The 15,000-nt window shown below is 32.9% G+C and carries 17 protein-coding genes and 1 other RNA gene; 7 read left to right on the forward strand and 11 right to left on the reverse strand.

Features of this window, described 5'->3' with window-relative positions:
• Positions 1-50: 50 nt before the first annotated feature.
• Together ACN0WI_RS05560 and ffs are read right to left on the reverse strand one after the other, a co-directional pair.
• Entirely contained in the window at positions 51-869 is an 819-nt protein-coding gene (locus ACN0WI_RS05560) for an SDR family oxidoreductase (RefSeq protein WP_417885657.1), read from the reverse strand.
• Between the two features lie 44 nt (positions 870-913).
• Positions 914-1,012, reverse strand: an RNA gene (ffs, locus tag ACN0WI_RS05565) — signal recognition particle sRNA small type.
• An 87-nt stretch (positions 1,013-1,099) separates the two neighbouring features.
• Here ffs and ACN0WI_RS05570 point away from each other — a divergent pair.
• Both ACN0WI_RS05570 and ACN0WI_RS05575 read left to right on the forward strand, forming a co-directional pair.
• Positions 1,100-2,167 (forward strand): glutaminyl-peptide cyclotransferase, encoded by a 1,068-nt coding sequence (locus tag ACN0WI_RS05570; protein WP_417885658.1) that lies wholly within the window; start codon positions 1,100-1,102, stop codon positions 2,165-2,167.
• Positions 2,168-2,170: 3 nt separating this feature from the next.
• Positions 2,171-2,584 carry an acyl-CoA thioesterase gene (locus ACN0WI_RS05575; protein WP_417885659.1) on the forward strand — a complete coding sequence of 138 codons (414 nt, stop codon included), beginning with the start codon at positions 2,171-2,173 and terminating at the stop codon, positions 2,582-2,584.
• On the opposite strand, the gene ACN0WI_RS05580 is transcribed toward ACN0WI_RS05575, so the two are convergent.
• Both ACN0WI_RS05580 and ACN0WI_RS05585 read right to left on the reverse strand, forming a co-directional pair.
• Positions 2,581-3,024: a hypothetical protein gene (locus tag ACN0WI_RS05580; RefSeq protein WP_417885660.1), complete on the reverse strand. Its 444-nt coding sequence runs from the start codon at positions 3,022-3,024 to the stop codon at positions 2,581-2,583. The two genes, ACN0WI_RS05575 and ACN0WI_RS05580, sit on opposite strands and share 4 nt — an antisense overlap.
• Entirely contained in the window at positions 3,014-3,595 is a 582-nt protein-coding gene (locus ACN0WI_RS05585) for an RNA polymerase sigma factor (RefSeq protein WP_417885661.1), read from the reverse strand. Before ACN0WI_RS05585 ends, ACN0WI_RS05580 begins: the two co-directional genes overlap by 11 nt.
• A 147-nt stretch (positions 3,596-3,742) precedes the next feature.
• On the opposite strand from ACN0WI_RS05585, the gene ACN0WI_RS05590 reads away from it, so the two are divergent.
• Positions 3,743-4,087: a DUF6249 domain-containing protein gene (locus tag ACN0WI_RS05590; protein ID WP_417885662.1), complete on the forward strand. Its 345-nt coding sequence runs from the start codon at positions 3,743-3,745 to the stop codon at positions 4,085-4,087.
• Positions 4,088-4,156: 69 nt separating this feature from the next.
• Here the strand turns inward: ACN0WI_RS05590 and glyA are convergent, their stop codons facing one another.
• Positions 4,157-5,431, reverse strand: a complete 1,275-nt coding sequence (gene glyA / locus ACN0WI_RS05595) for a serine hydroxymethyltransferase (protein WP_417885663.1) — start codon at positions 5,429-5,431, stop codon at positions 4,157-4,159.
• 109 nt (positions 5,432-5,540) lie between these two features.
• Between glyA and fahA the strand changes: the two genes are divergently transcribed.
• Positions 5,541-6,830, forward strand: coding sequence for a fumarylacetoacetase (fahA, locus tag ACN0WI_RS05600; RefSeq protein WP_417885664.1), 1,290 nt, complete (start codon positions 5,541-5,543; stop codon positions 6,828-6,830).
• Positions 6,831-6,901: 71 nt separating this feature from the next.
• Here the strand turns inward: fahA and ACN0WI_RS05605 are convergent, their stop codons facing one another.
• Together ACN0WI_RS05605 and ytxJ are read right to left on the reverse strand one after the other, a co-directional pair.
• A complete protein-coding gene (locus tag ACN0WI_RS05605; protein WP_417885665.1) occupies positions 6,902-7,114 on the reverse strand; it encodes a hypothetical protein in 213 nt (70 codons plus the stop codon).
• A gap of 118 nt (positions 7,115-7,232) precedes the next feature.
• Complete coding sequence (gene ytxJ, locus ACN0WI_RS05610; RefSeq protein ID WP_417885666.1) at positions 7,233-7,661, reverse strand: bacillithiol system redox-active protein YtxJ; 429 nt, start codon at positions 7,659-7,661, stop codon at positions 7,233-7,235.
• Between the two features lie 142 nt (positions 7,662-7,803).
• Between ytxJ and clpB the strand changes: the two genes are divergently transcribed.
• The gene (clpB, locus tag ACN0WI_RS05615; RefSeq protein WP_417885667.1) at positions 7,804-10,410 is read left to right on the forward strand and encodes an ATP-dependent chaperone ClpB; all 2,607 of its coding nucleotides are present in this window, start codon (positions 7,804-7,806) and stop codon (positions 10,408-10,410) included.
• A 120-nt stretch (positions 10,411-10,530) separates the two neighbouring features.
• Entirely contained in the window at positions 10,531-11,013 is a 483-nt protein-coding gene (locus tag ACN0WI_RS05620) for a DUF4199 domain-containing protein (RefSeq protein WP_417885668.1), read from the forward strand.
• A gap of 4 nt (positions 11,014-11,017) precedes the next feature.
• Here the strand turns inward: ACN0WI_RS05620 and ACN0WI_RS05625 are convergent, their stop codons facing one another.
• From ACN0WI_RS05625 to ACN0WI_RS05640, 4 genes are read right to left on the reverse strand one after another with little or no spacing between them, the layout of a single operon-like run.
• The gene (locus ACN0WI_RS05625) at positions 11,018-11,707 is read right to left on the reverse strand and encodes a peptidoglycan DD-metalloendopeptidase family protein (protein WP_417885669.1); all 690 of its coding nucleotides are present in this window, start codon (positions 11,705-11,707) and stop codon (positions 11,018-11,020) included.
• Positions 11,708-11,741: 34 nt separating this feature from the next.
• Positions 11,742-13,130: a hypothetical protein gene (locus ACN0WI_RS05630; RefSeq protein WP_417885670.1), complete on the reverse strand. Its 1,389-nt coding sequence runs from the start codon at positions 13,128-13,130 to the stop codon at positions 11,742-11,744.
• On the reverse strand, positions 13,111-13,746 hold the full coding sequence (locus tag ACN0WI_RS05635; protein ID WP_417885671.1) for a hypothetical protein: 636 nt from the start codon (positions 13,744-13,746) through the stop codon (positions 13,111-13,113). Before ACN0WI_RS05635 ends, ACN0WI_RS05630 begins: the two co-directional genes overlap by 20 nt.
• Positions 13,730-14,275 (reverse strand): RNA polymerase sigma factor, encoded by a 546-nt coding sequence (locus ACN0WI_RS05640; RefSeq protein WP_417885672.1) that lies wholly within the window; start codon positions 14,273-14,275, stop codon positions 13,730-13,732. Before ACN0WI_RS05640 ends, ACN0WI_RS05635 begins: the two co-directional genes overlap by 17 nt.
• 159 nt (positions 14,276-14,434) lie before the next feature.
• Here ACN0WI_RS05640 and ACN0WI_RS05645 point away from each other — a divergent pair, with 159 nt between their 5' ends.
• Positions 14,435-14,995 (forward strand): DUF2911 domain-containing protein, encoded by a 561-nt coding sequence (locus tag ACN0WI_RS05645; RefSeq protein ID WP_417885673.1) that lies wholly within the window; start codon positions 14,435-14,437, stop codon positions 14,993-14,995.
• Positions 14,996-15,000 lie beyond the last annotated feature (5 nt).

The following is a 15,000-nucleotide window of genomic DNA, read 5'->3' on the forward strand; positions in this document are numbered from 1 at the left end:
AATTTACTAGAATTCAATATGTGTAAAAATAACACTTATTTTTTACAAAATCATAATTTATAATGTTTCATAAGCATTTTTTCATATGTTTTATCAGGCAAAATTCTCTTTAAAGCAATACTTGCTTTTTGTAAAAGCTCTCCTACTTTGTAATGTGTTTTCGGATTTTTTTCTGAAATAATTTCAAAAATTGCTTTTGCCATCATTTCAGGATCTTTTCCTCCATCCACATGTTCATTCATTAACTTTAGAGTATTACCATAGGCTTTTTCATACGGAGAGTTTTTTATAACCGGCGCATGGTATCGTCCCGCTGCAATATTAGTTGCAAAATCACCAGGTGCTACATTGGTCATTTTAATATTAAACTCCTTAACTTCAATTCTAAAAGCTTCTGTAGCAATTTCTAAAGCCGCTTTAGATGCTGAATAAATACCACGATAAGGCAACCCCATATACCCGGCTATAGATGTTATATTAACAATAATTCCTCCTCCTTGCTTGCGCATAGCGGGCAGCACAGCTTTACTTACATTTAAAGGCCCATAAAAATTAGTTTCAAAAGCCTTACGTATTTGTTCTGTGGGAGTTTCTTCTATAGGACCTGTAATTCCTACACCTGCATTATTAATTAAAATATCTATTCGCGCTTCTTTTTTTAAAACTAAATTTATAGCTTTAAATATACTATCTTCATTAGTAACATCTAAATCTATTAAGCTAAAATTTGAAGATTTCCCGCTAGAATTACGACTAGTACCATACACTTTAAAATTCCGTTGTTGCAAATAATTACCAACTGCCCTTCCAATACCAGAAGAAGCACCCGTAATGAGAACTATTTTTTGAGAAGATGTATCTGTTTTCATAGAAGACAAATATGCGATAAAATTTAATAATATCCAGATACAAAAAAAGGCAAGCTCCCCACATCACACCGCTACGACCGCCTACCCTTGCTGCGTTCCCGCCCTGGGGGATTCAGCAGGAGCTGGTTGTGTGGGACTTGCCGGGTGCAAATATACAATCTTTCATACTTCTGGCAAGTATTTTTAATTAGAAATAATTACTTTAGCTATAAAAAAAGTATTCTCTAAAAATGGCAAAACATAAATTATTAATAATCACAAGCTTAGTTTTTTTATATTTTTCTTGTGGAACAAATTCCGAACAAAAAAAATCTGCATTTCAGATCAAAATCGATCAAAATAAGAAAGAATTTAAACTTGAAGAAAGCATAAATGGTAATGTTGAAGATAAAAATGAGTCGAATATAGATTCGGTTACCGTGTATTTAAATACTGAAAGTTTTACTACAACTGGTCCAGAATGGAATTTTTCTATTCCCTTAAAAGATCAAAAATTAGGTAACCAACAACTAGAGGCAAAAATTTATCATGAAGGCCAAATAGATACTGCTAGCATTGGAATCCAAATTTATAATGATGTTCCTCCTGTTACCTACACCTATAAAATTATAAATACATACCCACATAGTCCAAAAGCTTACACACAGGGTTTAGAGTTTTTTAATGATACTCTTTACGAAAGTACCGGACAATACGGAAAATCACAATTACGTAAAGTAGATTATAAAACCGGGAAATCTTATAAAGAAGTAAATCTCCCTGAAGCTTATTTCGGAGAAGGATTAACGATATGGAAAGATAAAATTCTTCAATTAACCTGGCGTAGTAAAGAAGGTTTTATTTACGACTTACATTCTTTCGAAAAAACAGGAATCTTTAATTATACCAATAGCGAACAAGGCTGGGGACTTTGCCATGATGATACACATATCTATAAAAGTGATGGTACCGAAAAGATTTGGCTATTAGATACTGAAACTTTTGCTGAAAAAGATTACATACAAGTTACTACTCATAAAAACATTGTTTCTAAAATGAATGAGTTGGAATGGATTAATGGTAAAATTTATGCCAATACCTATCAAAAAGATGGTGTTGCTATCATAAACCCTAAAAATGGGGCAATTGAAGGAATTATCGACTTTAGAGGATTACGCGAAAAACTAGGGAATACAGATGCACTAGATAAAGCTAATGATGTTTTAAACGGAATTGCTTACAATCCAAATACAAAGCAATTATTTGTTACCGGAAAACAATGGGATACTCTTTTTGAAGTTGAAATTATTAAAAAATAACAAATGATTTCTAATCCTCAAATTTTCGAATTAACCTTACAAGTAACAGAATCTGATCTTGACGAACAAAATCACGTTAACAACGTGCAATATGTACAATGGATACAAGATGTTGCAAAGGCACATTGGGAAAACCGAGCATCTACAGTGCAAAAATCTATATTTTTCTGGGTTGTAGTTAGACACGAAATTGATTATAAACAGCAAGCTTTTTTAAATGATGAAATCTTGTTGCAAACTTATGTAGATGAAATAACAAATGTTACTTCAATACGCCATGTGGTCATTAGGAATAAAGCTACTAATAAAGTTTTAGCACAAGCAAAAACAATTTGGTGTTTAATGAACCATGAAACGAAACGCCCTACTAGAATCGATAACGACATGAAAGTTTTATTTCAGCAAAAATCGGTTTAAACCAAACTCTTTTTATTCATCCAGTTATTCAATAGAAAAATTTCCAATAAGAAATAAACTGTAAAAAGAGCTGCGGAAATTGCTAAAACATCTGCATTTAAAACACCTATATTGGGCATTTCAATAGATAAATTGAAAATAGATTTCATTTTAATCCATTTATCTACCACCAAATCTGAAGATTCTCCTCCTGAATAAAAATACGGAGAACTTAACAATGTCGCTACAAAGGCTGCGATCATTGCCCAACCTTTTTTAGAGATTAATGGCTCGTATTTTATTTTACTTTCTGAAGTATTTACTCTAGTTGCTTTGGCCATTGTAAATTCAGGTAAATTAGCCATTACCTTATCAGTAAAATCGAAAGAAGGAATTTCCAGGTTGGATTCCTTGAAAATTTTCTTCGTAAATTCGTCTAATTTCTTTTCTTTATTTCCCATAATTCAGCAACATATCATTCGACAATCTTCTCTTTAAAATAACCGCCAATTGTTTACGGTTTCGGTACAATTTCACTTTTACGTTGGCTACAGAAAGATTCATGATTTCAGCTATTTCTTTAACCGACTGATCTTCGTAATAATGTAAAGTTAGCAAAAAAGCATCGTCTTCATTCAGCATATTTATACAGCCAAGAATAGCCGTTTTTCGCTCATTTTCTTCTAAATTATTAATCGCACTATCTAAGTCTTCAATTTCGAAACCATCGTAAGCATCTACACTTAACTCCTTAAACTTACGTTTCTTGGCCTTTAGGAAATCGAGACAATTATTATAAGTCACCCGATATACCCAAGTCGAAAATTTTGCCTCTCCTTTAAATTTACTTAAAGATTTATAGATTTTCACAAAACTATCCTGCGCAAGCTCTTCGGCTTCTTCCCTATTTTTCAACAACCTTAAACACAAAGTAAACACCAAATTTTTATAACGATCTACCAGTACCGAGAATAATTGCTTATCTCCGCCCAGTATTTGATCGATGAGTAATTGGTCTTTTTTGATGGTCATTTGATTATAAGACGACGATTGGATAAATCTGGTTACAATAAATTTATTCTTTCTTTTTTAAAATTATTTGTAACCTGTTTTTGTAAAGTATCGTCTTAACTTCAGAAAGCGCTTAAAAATTCATTAATCATATAAAAACATTATATTATGGAAGCAGCTATAATAATTCCAGTATCACTTTTTGCTAGTATCTTCGGAATTTTCTACCTATTCTTTTCTACCAGAAATAGAGAACGCTTAGCTCTTATTGAAAAAGGTGAAAACGCCGGGATTTTTAAAACAAGATTAGACAAAGCATCACCTATATGGAAAATTGTTCTTCTAAATCTTGGGTTATTATTAATATTTATGGGTATAAGTTTTCTAGTTGGTTATGCCTTGGAGACAAATACCGTAATTCATGATGAAATTGCTTATTTAGCCCCCATGTTTTTCTTATCCGGAATTTCGTTATTGCTAGGGTTCTATCTCACACGAAAACTAAAACTTTAATAAGTCCCAGAAACAAATAAAAAAAGCTACCAAATTGGTAGCTTTTTTTATTTATATTGTATCTATTGATTAAGCTTTAAATAATGGACGACCGTGCATTAAAGCATTCACTTCAGATTTAACCTCAGCTAATTTTGCTTCATTATCGATATTCGTAATTACAGTATCTATTAATTCTACAATTTTCGGCATATCCTCTTCAATTAAACCTCTAGTTGTTACTGCTGCAGTACCAATACGAATTCCAGAAGTTACAAAAGGAGATTTATCATCAAACGGTACCATGTTTTTGTTTACCGTAATATCTGCTTTAGTTAACGCTTCTTCCGCTTGTTTCCCGCTTACTTCTTTATTTCTAAGATCGATAAGCATCGAGTGATTATCGGTCCCACCAGAAATAATCTGATAGTCTTTTTCAACAAAAACTTCTGCCATTTTTTTGGCATTCTTCTTTACTTGTACTGCATAATGTAAAAACTCATCGGTTAAAGCTTCTCCAAAAGCTACCGCTTTAGCTGCAATAATATGTTCTAAAGGACCACCTTGATTTCCAGGAAAAATAGCACTATTTAAAATAGCTGACATTTTCTTTAATTTTCCGTTTTTCAATTTTTCACCAAACGGATTATCAAAATCTTCTCCCATCATAATAATTCCACCCCTAGGACCACGAAGTGTTTTATGAGTAGTAGAAGTTACGATATGGCAATACGGTACAGGATCTCCAATTACTCCTTTAGCAATTAGCCCTGCAGGGTGTGCTATATCTGCAAATAAAATAGCACCTATACTGTCTGCAATCTCTCTAAAACACTTGTAATCGATTTCTCTAGAATAAGCAGAAGCACCAGCAATAATCATTTTTGGTTTTTCCTTTTCAGCAATTTCTGCTACTTTATCGTAATCGATAAGTCCGGTTTCTCTATCTACACCATAAAATACAGGCTCGTATAATCTTCCGGAAAAATTAACTGGCGAACCATGTGTTAAATGCCCTCCGTGAGAAAGATCGAATCCTAAAAATTTTTCACCAGGTTTTAAACAAGCCTGAAAAACTGCTGTATTAGCCTGCGAACCTGAATGGGGTTGTACATTTGCGTATTCAACTCCAAACAATTCTTTTAACCGATCTATCGCTAATTGTTCTACTTTATCTACAACTTCACAGCCTCCATAATAACGCTTCCCGGGGTAACCTTCAGCATACTTATTAGTAAGCACTGAACCGGCAGCCTCCAATACTTGGTCGCTCACAAAGTTCTCACTAGCAATAAGTTCTAAGCCGTGCAATTGCCGTTGTCTCTCTTGGTCGATTAATTTAAAAACTTGGGTATCTCGTTGCATCTTAAATATTTACGTTAAATATTCCTCAAAAGTAATAAATACATTCGGTTAATAACAGGAAAATAATATATTTGAATCCATTAAATTTTAACAAAAATTTATTCTTTATATGTCAATTATAGCAAACAACCCTAGTAGAAAAACATGGCTGGACATTCCTATAGATACTGATTTTCCTATCCAAAACATACCCTTTGGTGTTTTTTTAACTAGAGACGATATTATTACTATTGGGACACGAATTGGTGACTTCGCTATCGATCTTGGAGCCCTTCATCAACTTGGATATTTTGAAGACATCCCGTTAACCGAAGATATTTTCTTACAAGATTCCCTGAATGACTTTATTTCTGACGGGAAAAAAACATGGCGATTAGTTCGTAATCGGATCGCTGAAATTTTCGATGAAAGCAACGAAACGCTCAAAAACAATCAAGCTCACCGAAATGTTGTCCTTTTCACTCTAGATGAGATAGAAATGCAAACGCCGGTACAAATTGGAGATTATACTGAATTTTTTGCCAGTAGAGAACACGCTACAAATCTTGGTAAAATACTTCGAGAAGAAGGAACTCCTCTTAATGATAATTGGATTTATATGCCTACGGCTTACCATGGAAGAAGTTCTTCTATAGTGCCAAGTGGTATTCCGGTACATCGGCCTAAAGGGCAAATTTTACCAGAAGGTGAAAAAACGCCAATTTTTGATGCTTCAAAAGAAGTTGACTTTGAAACACAAATGGCTTTTATTACCACCGATGCCAATTTACTGGGAGAACCAATTCCAGTTGAAGAAGCTGAAGATTATATATTCGGAATGGTGATGTTTAATGATTGGAGTGCTCGAGATATTCAAAAATGGGAATACCAACCTTTCGGTCCATTTTTAGGTAAAAATTTCGCTTCTTCTGTTTCACCTTGGATCGTTACTTTAGATGCATTGGAACCATTTAGAACATCTGGCCCTAAACCGGAAAAAGAAGTAATGTCTTACCTTAAATATTCTGAAAATAAAAGCTTCGATATTAATCTTGAAATTCGACTAAAAACAGAATCAGGATCTGAAAACTTCCTTTCTAAAACTAACTTTAAAGACTTATATTGGAATATGAGTCAATTACTAGCACATCATACTAGTAATGGTTGCCCAGTTAACTCTGGAGATATGATGGCTACTGGAAGTATATCTGGAAGTAAAAAAGAGAATTACGGTAGTATGCTCGAATTATCTTGGAACGGAACCGATCCAGTTAAATTGGAAGATGGCTCTACTCGAAAATTCGTTGAAGACAATGATACTATTATTATAAAAGGATTTTGCAAAAATGAAAATATCCGATTAGGTTTTGGTGAGATAAACACCAAATTACTACCGGTATTTCAAACTAAAAAGAAGTAGTTTAATTTACAGACTACCTATAAAAAAAGCTGCCAAAAATTGGCAGTTTTTTTATTATATATTTAAATATTTTAACGTCTACTAAAACTTCTAAACTCTCGAGATTCTCTTAATCCAGCAGTAGAAGTACCTTTATTAGATAACGCTCCACAATTTTTTCTGTCACTCTGCATATTTTCTTCACTGTGATCTTGAAATTCTCGTTGTTGACGGTCTCTATTATTACTATCTTTAATAGCTTGCCATCTTTTCTCTAATTCTTTAAAATCTATCTCCTTATCCATAACTTGAGGGTTTCTTTTGCGCTTCAAAAATACAAATAATTCAAATTAAAAGCATATTCAATTAGAAATATTTAACAATCTCTATTAAAGCAAACAAAAAATAAAACATTAAGCAATATTAAATAAATTCAGTTAATTTTTTTGCACTTATACTACTATGCGAAGTATGGTAGACAACTTGCTTATTTTTTATCACCAACAACTGCGGACTTTCATGTAGTACATCAAAAATAACGGCTACTTTATTAGAAACTTCTCTATGAGCTACTAAATCTAATAAATACAACTTTATAGACGCATCTTCAGGTATCTCATATTCTCTTTCAAATTGTTTAAGAGCCATACGGCTAATTCCGCATCGAGTAGAGTGTTTAAAAATCACTACCAATTTTCCTTCAGATTCTTCCTCTATTTCTCCTATCTGCGATAGCTCTTTTAATGAATTCCAATCTAAATTACTTGACTCTTTATCCGTATTATTTCCAAAAATTGTATCAAAAACTCCCATAGCATTAATTTTAGCACAAAGATAATCGCATAAAATCATTTTTACGAAAAAGGGAATAGCTTAACAAAATCTTTAATAAACATGCCTTTTTGTCTTAATTTTATTTAAAAATAATGTCAAAATGTCAATTATTAGTTCAGGTATAAGATTTGTTATTTAGAATCTGAAAAAGAAATAGACCATGAACTTTAATAATTTTACCATAAAATCACAGGAGGCTATCCAGCAGGCACAACAGCTTGCTCAAGAGATGGGCCATCAGCAAATTGAAAATGAACATTTATTTAAAGCGATTACGATTGTAGATGAAAATGTAACACCATTTTTGCTGAAAAAATTGAACATTAACGTTAACCTATTTACACAAATTTTGGATAATACTCTACAGAGTTTTCCAAAAGTTAGCGGTGGAGATATCATGTTAAGCCGGGAAGCCGGAAAAACTGTAAATGAGGCGTCGAGCATTGCCAAGAAAATGAACGACGAATATGTTTCCGTAGAGCATTTAATCTTAGCCATTTTTAAGTCATCTAGTAAAGTTGCGCAAATCTTAAAAGATCAAGGTGCCAATGAAAAAGGTTTAAAAGCAGCTATCGAAGAACTTCGAAAAGGAGATCGAGTAACTTCACAAAGTGCCGAAGAAACTTATAATTCCCTTAATAAATATGCTAAAAATTTAAATGAGCTAGCTGAAACTGGCAAGCTAGATCCGGTAATTGGTCGAGATGAAGAAATTCGTAGAATTTTACAAATATTATCTCGTAGAACTAAAAATAACCCAATGTTGGTTGGAGAACCTGGTACCGGTAAAACTGCTATAGCGGAAGGTTTAGCACATCGTATTGTTGCAGGCGATATACCCGAAAATCTTAAGGACAAACAAATTTTCTCCTTAGATATGGGTGCTTTAATAGCCGGTGCTAAATATAAAGGTGAGTTTGAAGAGCGTTTAAAAGCGGTTATTAAAGAAGTTACTGAGAGCGATGGAAATATCGTATTATTTATCGATGAAATCCATACATTAGTTGGTGCTGGTGGAGGCCAGGGTGCCATGGATGCCGCAAATATTTTAAAACCTGCGCTTGCCCGTGGTGAACTTAGAGCTATTGGCGCAACTACTTTAGATGAATATCAAAAATATTTTGAAAAAGATAAAGCACTAGAGCGTCGTTTTCAAAAAGTGATGGTGGAAGAGCCAGATACCGAAAGTGCAATTTCTATACTTCGGGGTATTAAAGAAAAGTACGAGCAACACCATAAAGTAAGAATTAAAGATGAAGCGATTATCGCTGCGGTAGAATTATCGCAACGTTACATCACTAATCGATTCTTACCCGATAAAGCGATCGACCTTATGGATGAAGCAGCATCTAAACTCCGTATGGAAATTAATTCCAAACCGGAAGAGTTAGATGTATTAGATCGTAAAATCATGCAGCTTGAAATTGAAATTGAAGCTATTAAGCGTGAAAAAGATGAATTAAAATTGAAATCTTTACACGCCGATTTAGCAAATCTCAAAGAAGAGCGAAACGAGATTCATGCACAATGGAAGAATGAAAAAGAGGTAGTTGATAACATCCAAAGTGCAAAAACTGAAATTGAAGAGTATAAATTAGAAGCTGAACGTGCCGAGCGTGAAGGAGATTATGGAAAGGTAGCCGAATTACGTTACGGAAAAATAAAAGATGCTCAGGAAAAACTAGAACGCCTTCAAAAAGAAGTTCAGGAAAAAGAAAGCGGAAAATCTTTAATTCAGGAAGAAGTAACTAACGATGATATTGCTGAAGTAGTAGCGAAGTGGACAGGAATACCGGTTACCAAAATGCTACAAAGTGAGCGTGAAAAGTTACTTCGTTTAGAAGACGAATTACATAAACGCGTCGTAGGACAAGAAGAAGCTATTGTAGCCGTGAGTGATGCAGTTAGAAGAAGTCGGGCTGGTTTACAGGATCAAAACAGACCAATTGGTTCGTTCTTATTCTTAGGGACTACCGGTGTAGGTAAAACAGAGTTAGCTAAAGCTTTAGCCGAATATTTATTTGATGATGAATCGGCAATGACGAGAATTGATATGAGTGAATATCAGGAACGCCACTCGGTTAGCCGATTAGTTGGTGCACCTCCAGGATATGTTGGTTACGATGAAGGTGGACAATTAACAGAAGCGGTACGTCGTAAACCATATTCTGTGGTATTATTAGATGAAATTGAAAAAGCGCATCCAGATACCTTTAATATCCTTTTACAAGTTTTAGATGAAGGACGATTAACAGATAATAAAGGGCGTTTAGCAGATTTCAAAAATACGATCATCATTATGACGTCTAATATGGGAAGCCAGATTATTCAGGATAAATTTGAAAATATCCGTGATGTAGAAACTGCCATGGAAGCTGCAAAAACAGATGTTCTTAGTTTATTAAAACAAAGTGTACGCCCAGAATTCATTAACCGTATTGACGATATTGTGATGTTCTCTCCATTAACACAGCAGGACATTAAGCGAATTGTTGATCTTCAATTAAAAGGCGTAAAAAAAATGCTAGCAAAACAAAACATTATTTTGGATGCAACAGAGCAAGCATTGTCTTTCTTAGCAAAACGAGGATTCGATCCGCAATTTGGTGCCAGACCAGTGAAACGAACCGTACAAAAAGAGGTATTGAATAAATTATCGAAAGAGATTCTTTCAGGAAATATAAGCACTGATAGTATTATTCTCCTAGATGAATTTGATGATCACTTAGTTTTTAGAAATCAGGAAGAATTAACTGAAACTAATTAAAATTAGTGAACAGATAAATAAAACGGACTGCTAAAAACAGTCCGTTTTTTTATTTCAAAAACTAAATCTAGAATGCTTTAATTTACTTTATTATTTTTGCTGCCCTAAACAGCGATTAAAATGAAAAAATTTAAAACTGAAATTAAATGGGCGCTTATCTTTTCATTAGCAAAATTAGCATGGATCACTTTAGAAAAAAGTTTAGGATGGCACGATGTTAATATAAGTAAGCAAAGCTTCTATTCATTACTTTTCGGTTTTATAGCTGTTGCCATTTATTTTATGGCTTCCATAGAAAAAAGGCGTAAGGTTTTTAAAAACGAAACCTTTACTTGGCAAAATGGTTTTGTATCCGGCATTATTCTTACAGGATTTATTGCTGTGTTAACTCCCATCACTCAACTTATAGCATTACATTACATTAGCCCTAATTTTCTAGAAAATATGATTGCATACAATGTAGATCATTTAGGAATGTCTGCTAAAAATGTAAACACTTTTTACAGTACCAAAATGTTTATTATCTTAGAAATTTTTAATGTATTAGGAATGGGTATTGGTACTGCTGCACTAATTGCTTTACTAACTAAAAAAAAGAAATAAGATCTTATATTTTCAATAATAAATTAGGATCCGGACAGTTCTGCTTGTAAAAAGAAAGATCTTTTTCAGAAGCAACTCCCGGATAATCTCCTTTTTTATTCGCTATATCATTAATTAATTGAAAATGTAAATGGGGTGCATAATCTCCATTTTCGAAAGGGGCTCCTAATTCAGCTATTTTCTGTTGTGCCTTAACACTCCCACCAACTTCTAGAGATTCTAAAGATGCTCTATTTAAATGGCCATATAAAGTATAAAATGTTTTTTGCTGAAAACTATGTTCTAAAATAATGGTTGGTCCATAATCCCCAAAATTAGTATTATCTTGGAAACTATGCACTTTTCCATCTAAAGCTGCTAATATTTCAGTTTGTGCTGGTGCCCAAATATCTAAACCAATATGAATATTTCTATTTAAGTATTGCTCTTGATTTTCGTTAAAAAGTTGACTTCTTTGGTATAAATTACGAACCTCAGCATAACCGCCATAAGCTATTTTTTTATTAGCAATTTTTAAATTATGATCAATATAAACTGAAAAAGCCTCGGAAGAAAGCTGCTCTAATTTTAATAACTGCGGATTTTTAGCAGAAAGATCTATTGCTATATAATCTTCATGAGTATATCCGCTTCCAATAACCGGATTAAAATCATTAGTTAAAGAAGCAACAAATTCAGCGAAACCGTATTTCATAGTTTACAATTTCGCCAAAAATAGTTGATGCATATCAATTTAGCAAAACATCACTGTATCTAGCAGTAATATTAAGTTGCGAATTTGATTTTGGCGTTTTAGAATAGCCTTTTAGTAATTTATTATCGTACGAATTTGTTTCTTCCATCAAAAGAAAAGACGGATAATTTATTTCACTTTTTGTACCATTATAATTTATTGTAAATGCATTTTTTGGTAAGTGTAATCGCAAATCGCTATTTTCAAGATTAATATCCAAATTCTTAAAATCTGAAGATAAATTTTCAATAATTAAATTTCCAAAAGTACCCGACAATATACCTACTTTTTGCAAATTTTCAATAGTAATATCACTGCTATTCGAAATCAACTTAATACTCTCTGCATTGGCAATATCACAAACTGGCAAATAAGCAGCATTTAGCACACCATATTCCCAATTTTTAACTGATATTGGTGAATAAGAAGCTTTAATATGCGAGTTTTCTCCTTTTACCCTACTAGCTTTAAAAGCTGCGTGAGAAATATTAGCATCAACATTAGTTAGTGTATGAGTTGTAATTTGGCCATAACGAATATTCATTTTTAAGGTTGCGGTTTTAGGTACTTTTATACGAATGGTTTTCTTTACTTTATCGGTAGCTGAATTCGATATAAAAGATCTATTGTTTTTTGACTTTCCGTATTTAGCTTCCATTTTTTTGGAAAACGATTCTCCCCAAGCTTCCATATTTTTACCGAAAGATTCACCCCAGGCTTCTATACTCTTGCCAAAAGATTCTCCCCAGGCCTCCATACTTTTCTCTAATTTTTTTTGATCTTTTTCTGAACTTTTTTCGATTTCTTTAGCCCATTTTTCAATTTTTCGTTCAAAATCTTTATCAAATTTTTTATCAACTTCTTTTTCCCATCGTTCTAAATAAGCATCACCTTCTTCTCTATAGGCTTCATAATCAAAATTAAGATTGCTAATATTATTGTAAACTTCGGGTGGCATTGGGTGTTCTGAAAAACTTTGAAGTAAAGGATTTACCAAATCGTTCATAATAGGCCCCATAATCTCAGGGATTTGGGATAGCGCATCTTCAAGCTCTGCATCGTGAATTGTAACGGTGTTATTCCATCCTTCCTCTCGTTTGCTTTTTGATCGTATAGTCACTTTATTTTTAGTTCCTGTAGTAGACACTTCCCAATTATCTAACATAGTATTAGATTCTGATTTTGATAAATCGGAGTCTACATATCCTACTATGGCTACTGTTGGCTTATCCCAATTTTCTATAAAAACATTTGTATTTGTAGTTGTTAAATCTATAACAACATCTTTATTTACCGAGTAATCGCGTCTTATTTTTTCTTGTGCCGAAAGAACACTTCCTAACAAAAGCAAACAAATAAAACAATTAAGCTTCTGTATTTTCATAATCTTTTTTTCTTGATGAATGAATTTCTTTTAATTTTTGATTGAGTTTCGAAAATAACTTCAAACGTAATTGGAGGTTAGAAATCATTGCTTCTACTGTTTGTTCGTTAGGACCAACAGTTTTAAACTCTTCATTTAAACGTTTATATTCTTTATCTAACTCTGACATTTGAAGCATAAAAGAATCTACTAATTCTTTATTTTCCGGAGTAATTTCTAATTTCGCTAAAGAAACATTTAAGCTTCCCATGTAGTAATCTTCAACCTTTTTATACTGGGGAGAAACATTACTTAACCGAAATTGTGCTGTTTCTGTTGAGTTTTTTTCTGAAGTGCTATTTATATCTTTAGAAGTATTAGAAACTTGTGGAGTGCCTTCTATCTCTAGTGGATCTGTTTGGTAGTATAAAAAAGCTCCTACGGCCATTGCAACTGTAAAAATTGCCGCTACACTTAAAAAGTATTGAACAAGTCTCTGTTTATTATTTTGCTTTTTATTTCTCGAAAGTTCCTGTTCTAACTTAGCAATAAACCGTTGCTCATGTCCTTTTGGAAGCGGCGGATGCTTTTGCTGCTCCCTATCTTTCTTCATTAATTCTCTAATATCTTGTGCCATCTTTCAAATATTTTAATTCTTCTTGCAATTTTTTCTTTCCTCGATGTACTAATGTTCTTGAAGCTACTTGAGAGATATTCAATATTTCTGAAATTTCTTCGTGATCATAGCCTTCTACCAAGAATAACAATAACGGATATCGATATTTCTCCGGTAAATTGTTCATTTTTTCTTTTATTTCTGTCACTGTTACCTCATCTTCTACCGCCCAAGAGGAATCCTCATCTACTTTACCCAATACTTGTTCATTAAGAGCAATTAACTCTAACTTTTTTGCTTTTAACTTATCTAAACATTTGTTGACAACGATTTTCTTTAACCAAGCTCCAAAAGTTACCTCACCAGTGAACTGATGTAATTTATCGAAGGCTTTAATAAATCCTTCTTGCATAGCATCTTCAGCTTCCTGAGTATCATTCATAAATCGTAATGCTATGTAATACATACCCTCACTATATTTATTATAAAGCTTTAGCTGCGCCTTTCGGCTATTATTTTTACAGGCTTCTAAAAGTTGATGTTGTAACAAAATGACTTTTTGATTGGTTAAAGTTGGTCTTCATTACTAAAGACGACTTCTAATTTTAGATGTTGCAGATTTAAATAAAAATCTTTAAAAGAATTGTTAGTACTAGATATATTACTATCTTAACTTTTAGAAGATAATTCAATTATTAATTAAAAATCTATGAATAAAGGGCTTAAATTACTGCTAAAAATTGTGGGAATTGTACTTTTTATAGTTTTTGTTTTCTTCTTGATAAAACAAAACACAAAAAGTTATAGCCCTGAACAAACTGTTTCTTACGAAGGAGAAAATGGACTTAAGTTAGAAATTTTTTATAACAGTCCTTATAAAAAGGGAAGACATATTTTTGGCGACTTAGTGCCTTACAATAAGGTTTGGCGCACTGGAGCGAATGAAGCTACTACATTTGTTACCAACAAAGATCTCATGATCGATGGTAGTTTTTTACCTGCTGGTAAGTATACCTTATGGACTATTCCTAAAGAGAACAGTTGGAAGATTATTTTTAATTCGAAAATGTATCCCTGGGGTATCGATTTGGAAGGAAATGCTTATCGCGATCCTAAATTTGATACTTTAATTTTAGAAACGAACACAAATCATCTACAAAATAAGGTAGAACAGTTAGCTATTTATTTTGAAGATACTACTGATTTTGTATTTCTTATAATAACTTGGGATACTACCAGTGTATCTATACCAATAAAAGAGGCTTCCTAGTAGGA

It is taken from the genome of Zunongwangia sp. (genome assembly GCF_048269745.1).
Lineage (GTDB): Bacteria > Bacteroidota > Bacteroidia > Flavobacteriales > Flavobacteriaceae > Zunongwangia.

What these genes read in the sequence shown, in the direction of transcription:
- ACN0WI_RS05575 (WP_417885659.1), top strand. Translation starts at nt 2,171, where the DNA reads ATGATTTCTAATCCTCAAATTTTCGAATTAACCTTACAAGTAACAGAA.
- ACN0WI_RS05645 (WP_417885673.1), top strand. Translation starts at nt 14,435, where the DNA reads ATGAATAAAGGGCTTAAATTACTGCTAAAAATTGTGGGAATTGTACTT.
- ACN0WI_RS05570 (WP_417885658.1), top strand. Translation starts at nt 1,100, where the DNA reads ATGGCAAAACATAAATTATTAATAATCACAAGCTTAGTTTTTTTATAT.
- fahA (WP_417885664.1), top strand. Translation starts at nt 5,541, where the DNA reads ATGTCAATTATAGCAAACAACCCTAGTAGAAAAACATGGCTGGACATT.
- ACN0WI_RS05625 (WP_417885669.1), bottom strand. Translation starts at nt 11,707, where the DNA reads ATGAAATACGGTTTCGCTGAATTTGTTGCTTCTTTAACTAATGATTTT.
- ACN0WI_RS05635 (WP_417885671.1), bottom strand. Translation starts at nt 13,746, where the DNA reads ATGGCACAAGATATTAGAGAATTAATGAAGAAAGATAGGGAGCAGCAA.
- ACN0WI_RS05605 (WP_417885665.1), bottom strand. Translation starts at nt 7,114, where the DNA reads ATGGATAAGGAGATAGATTTTAAAGAATTAGAGAAAAGATGGCAAGCT.
- ACN0WI_RS05585 (WP_417885661.1), bottom strand. Translation starts at nt 3,595, where the DNA reads ATGACCATCAAAAAAGACCAATTACTCATCGATCAAATACTGGGCGGA.
- ACN0WI_RS05580 (WP_417885660.1), bottom strand. Translation starts at nt 3,024, where the DNA reads ATGGGAAATAAAGAAAAGAAATTAGACGAATTTACGAAGAAAATTTTC.
- clpB (WP_417885667.1), top strand. Translation starts at nt 7,804, where the DNA reads ATGAACTTTAATAATTTTACCATAAAATCACAGGAGGCTATCCAGCAG.
- ACN0WI_RS05620 (WP_417885668.1), top strand. Translation starts at nt 10,531, where the DNA reads ATGAAAAAATTTAAAACTGAAATTAAATGGGCGCTTATCTTTTCATTA.
- ACN0WI_RS05630 (WP_417885670.1), bottom strand. Translation starts at nt 13,130, where the DNA reads ATGAAAATACAGAAGCTTAATTGTTTTATTTGTTTGCTTTTGTTAGGA.
- ACN0WI_RS05590 (WP_417885662.1), top strand. Translation starts at nt 3,743, where the DNA reads ATGGAAGCAGCTATAATAATTCCAGTATCACTTTTTGCTAGTATCTTC.
- ytxJ (WP_417885666.1), bottom strand. Translation starts at nt 7,661, where the DNA reads ATGATTTTATGCGATTATCTTTGTGCTAAAATTAATGCTATGGGAGTT.
- ACN0WI_RS05560 (WP_417885657.1), bottom strand. Translation starts at nt 869, where the DNA reads ATGAAAACAGATACATCTTCTCAAAAAATAGTTCTCATTACGGGTGCT.
- glyA (WP_417885663.1), bottom strand. Translation starts at nt 5,431, where the DNA reads ATGCAACGAGATACCCAAGTTTTTAAATTAATCGACCAAGAGAGACAA.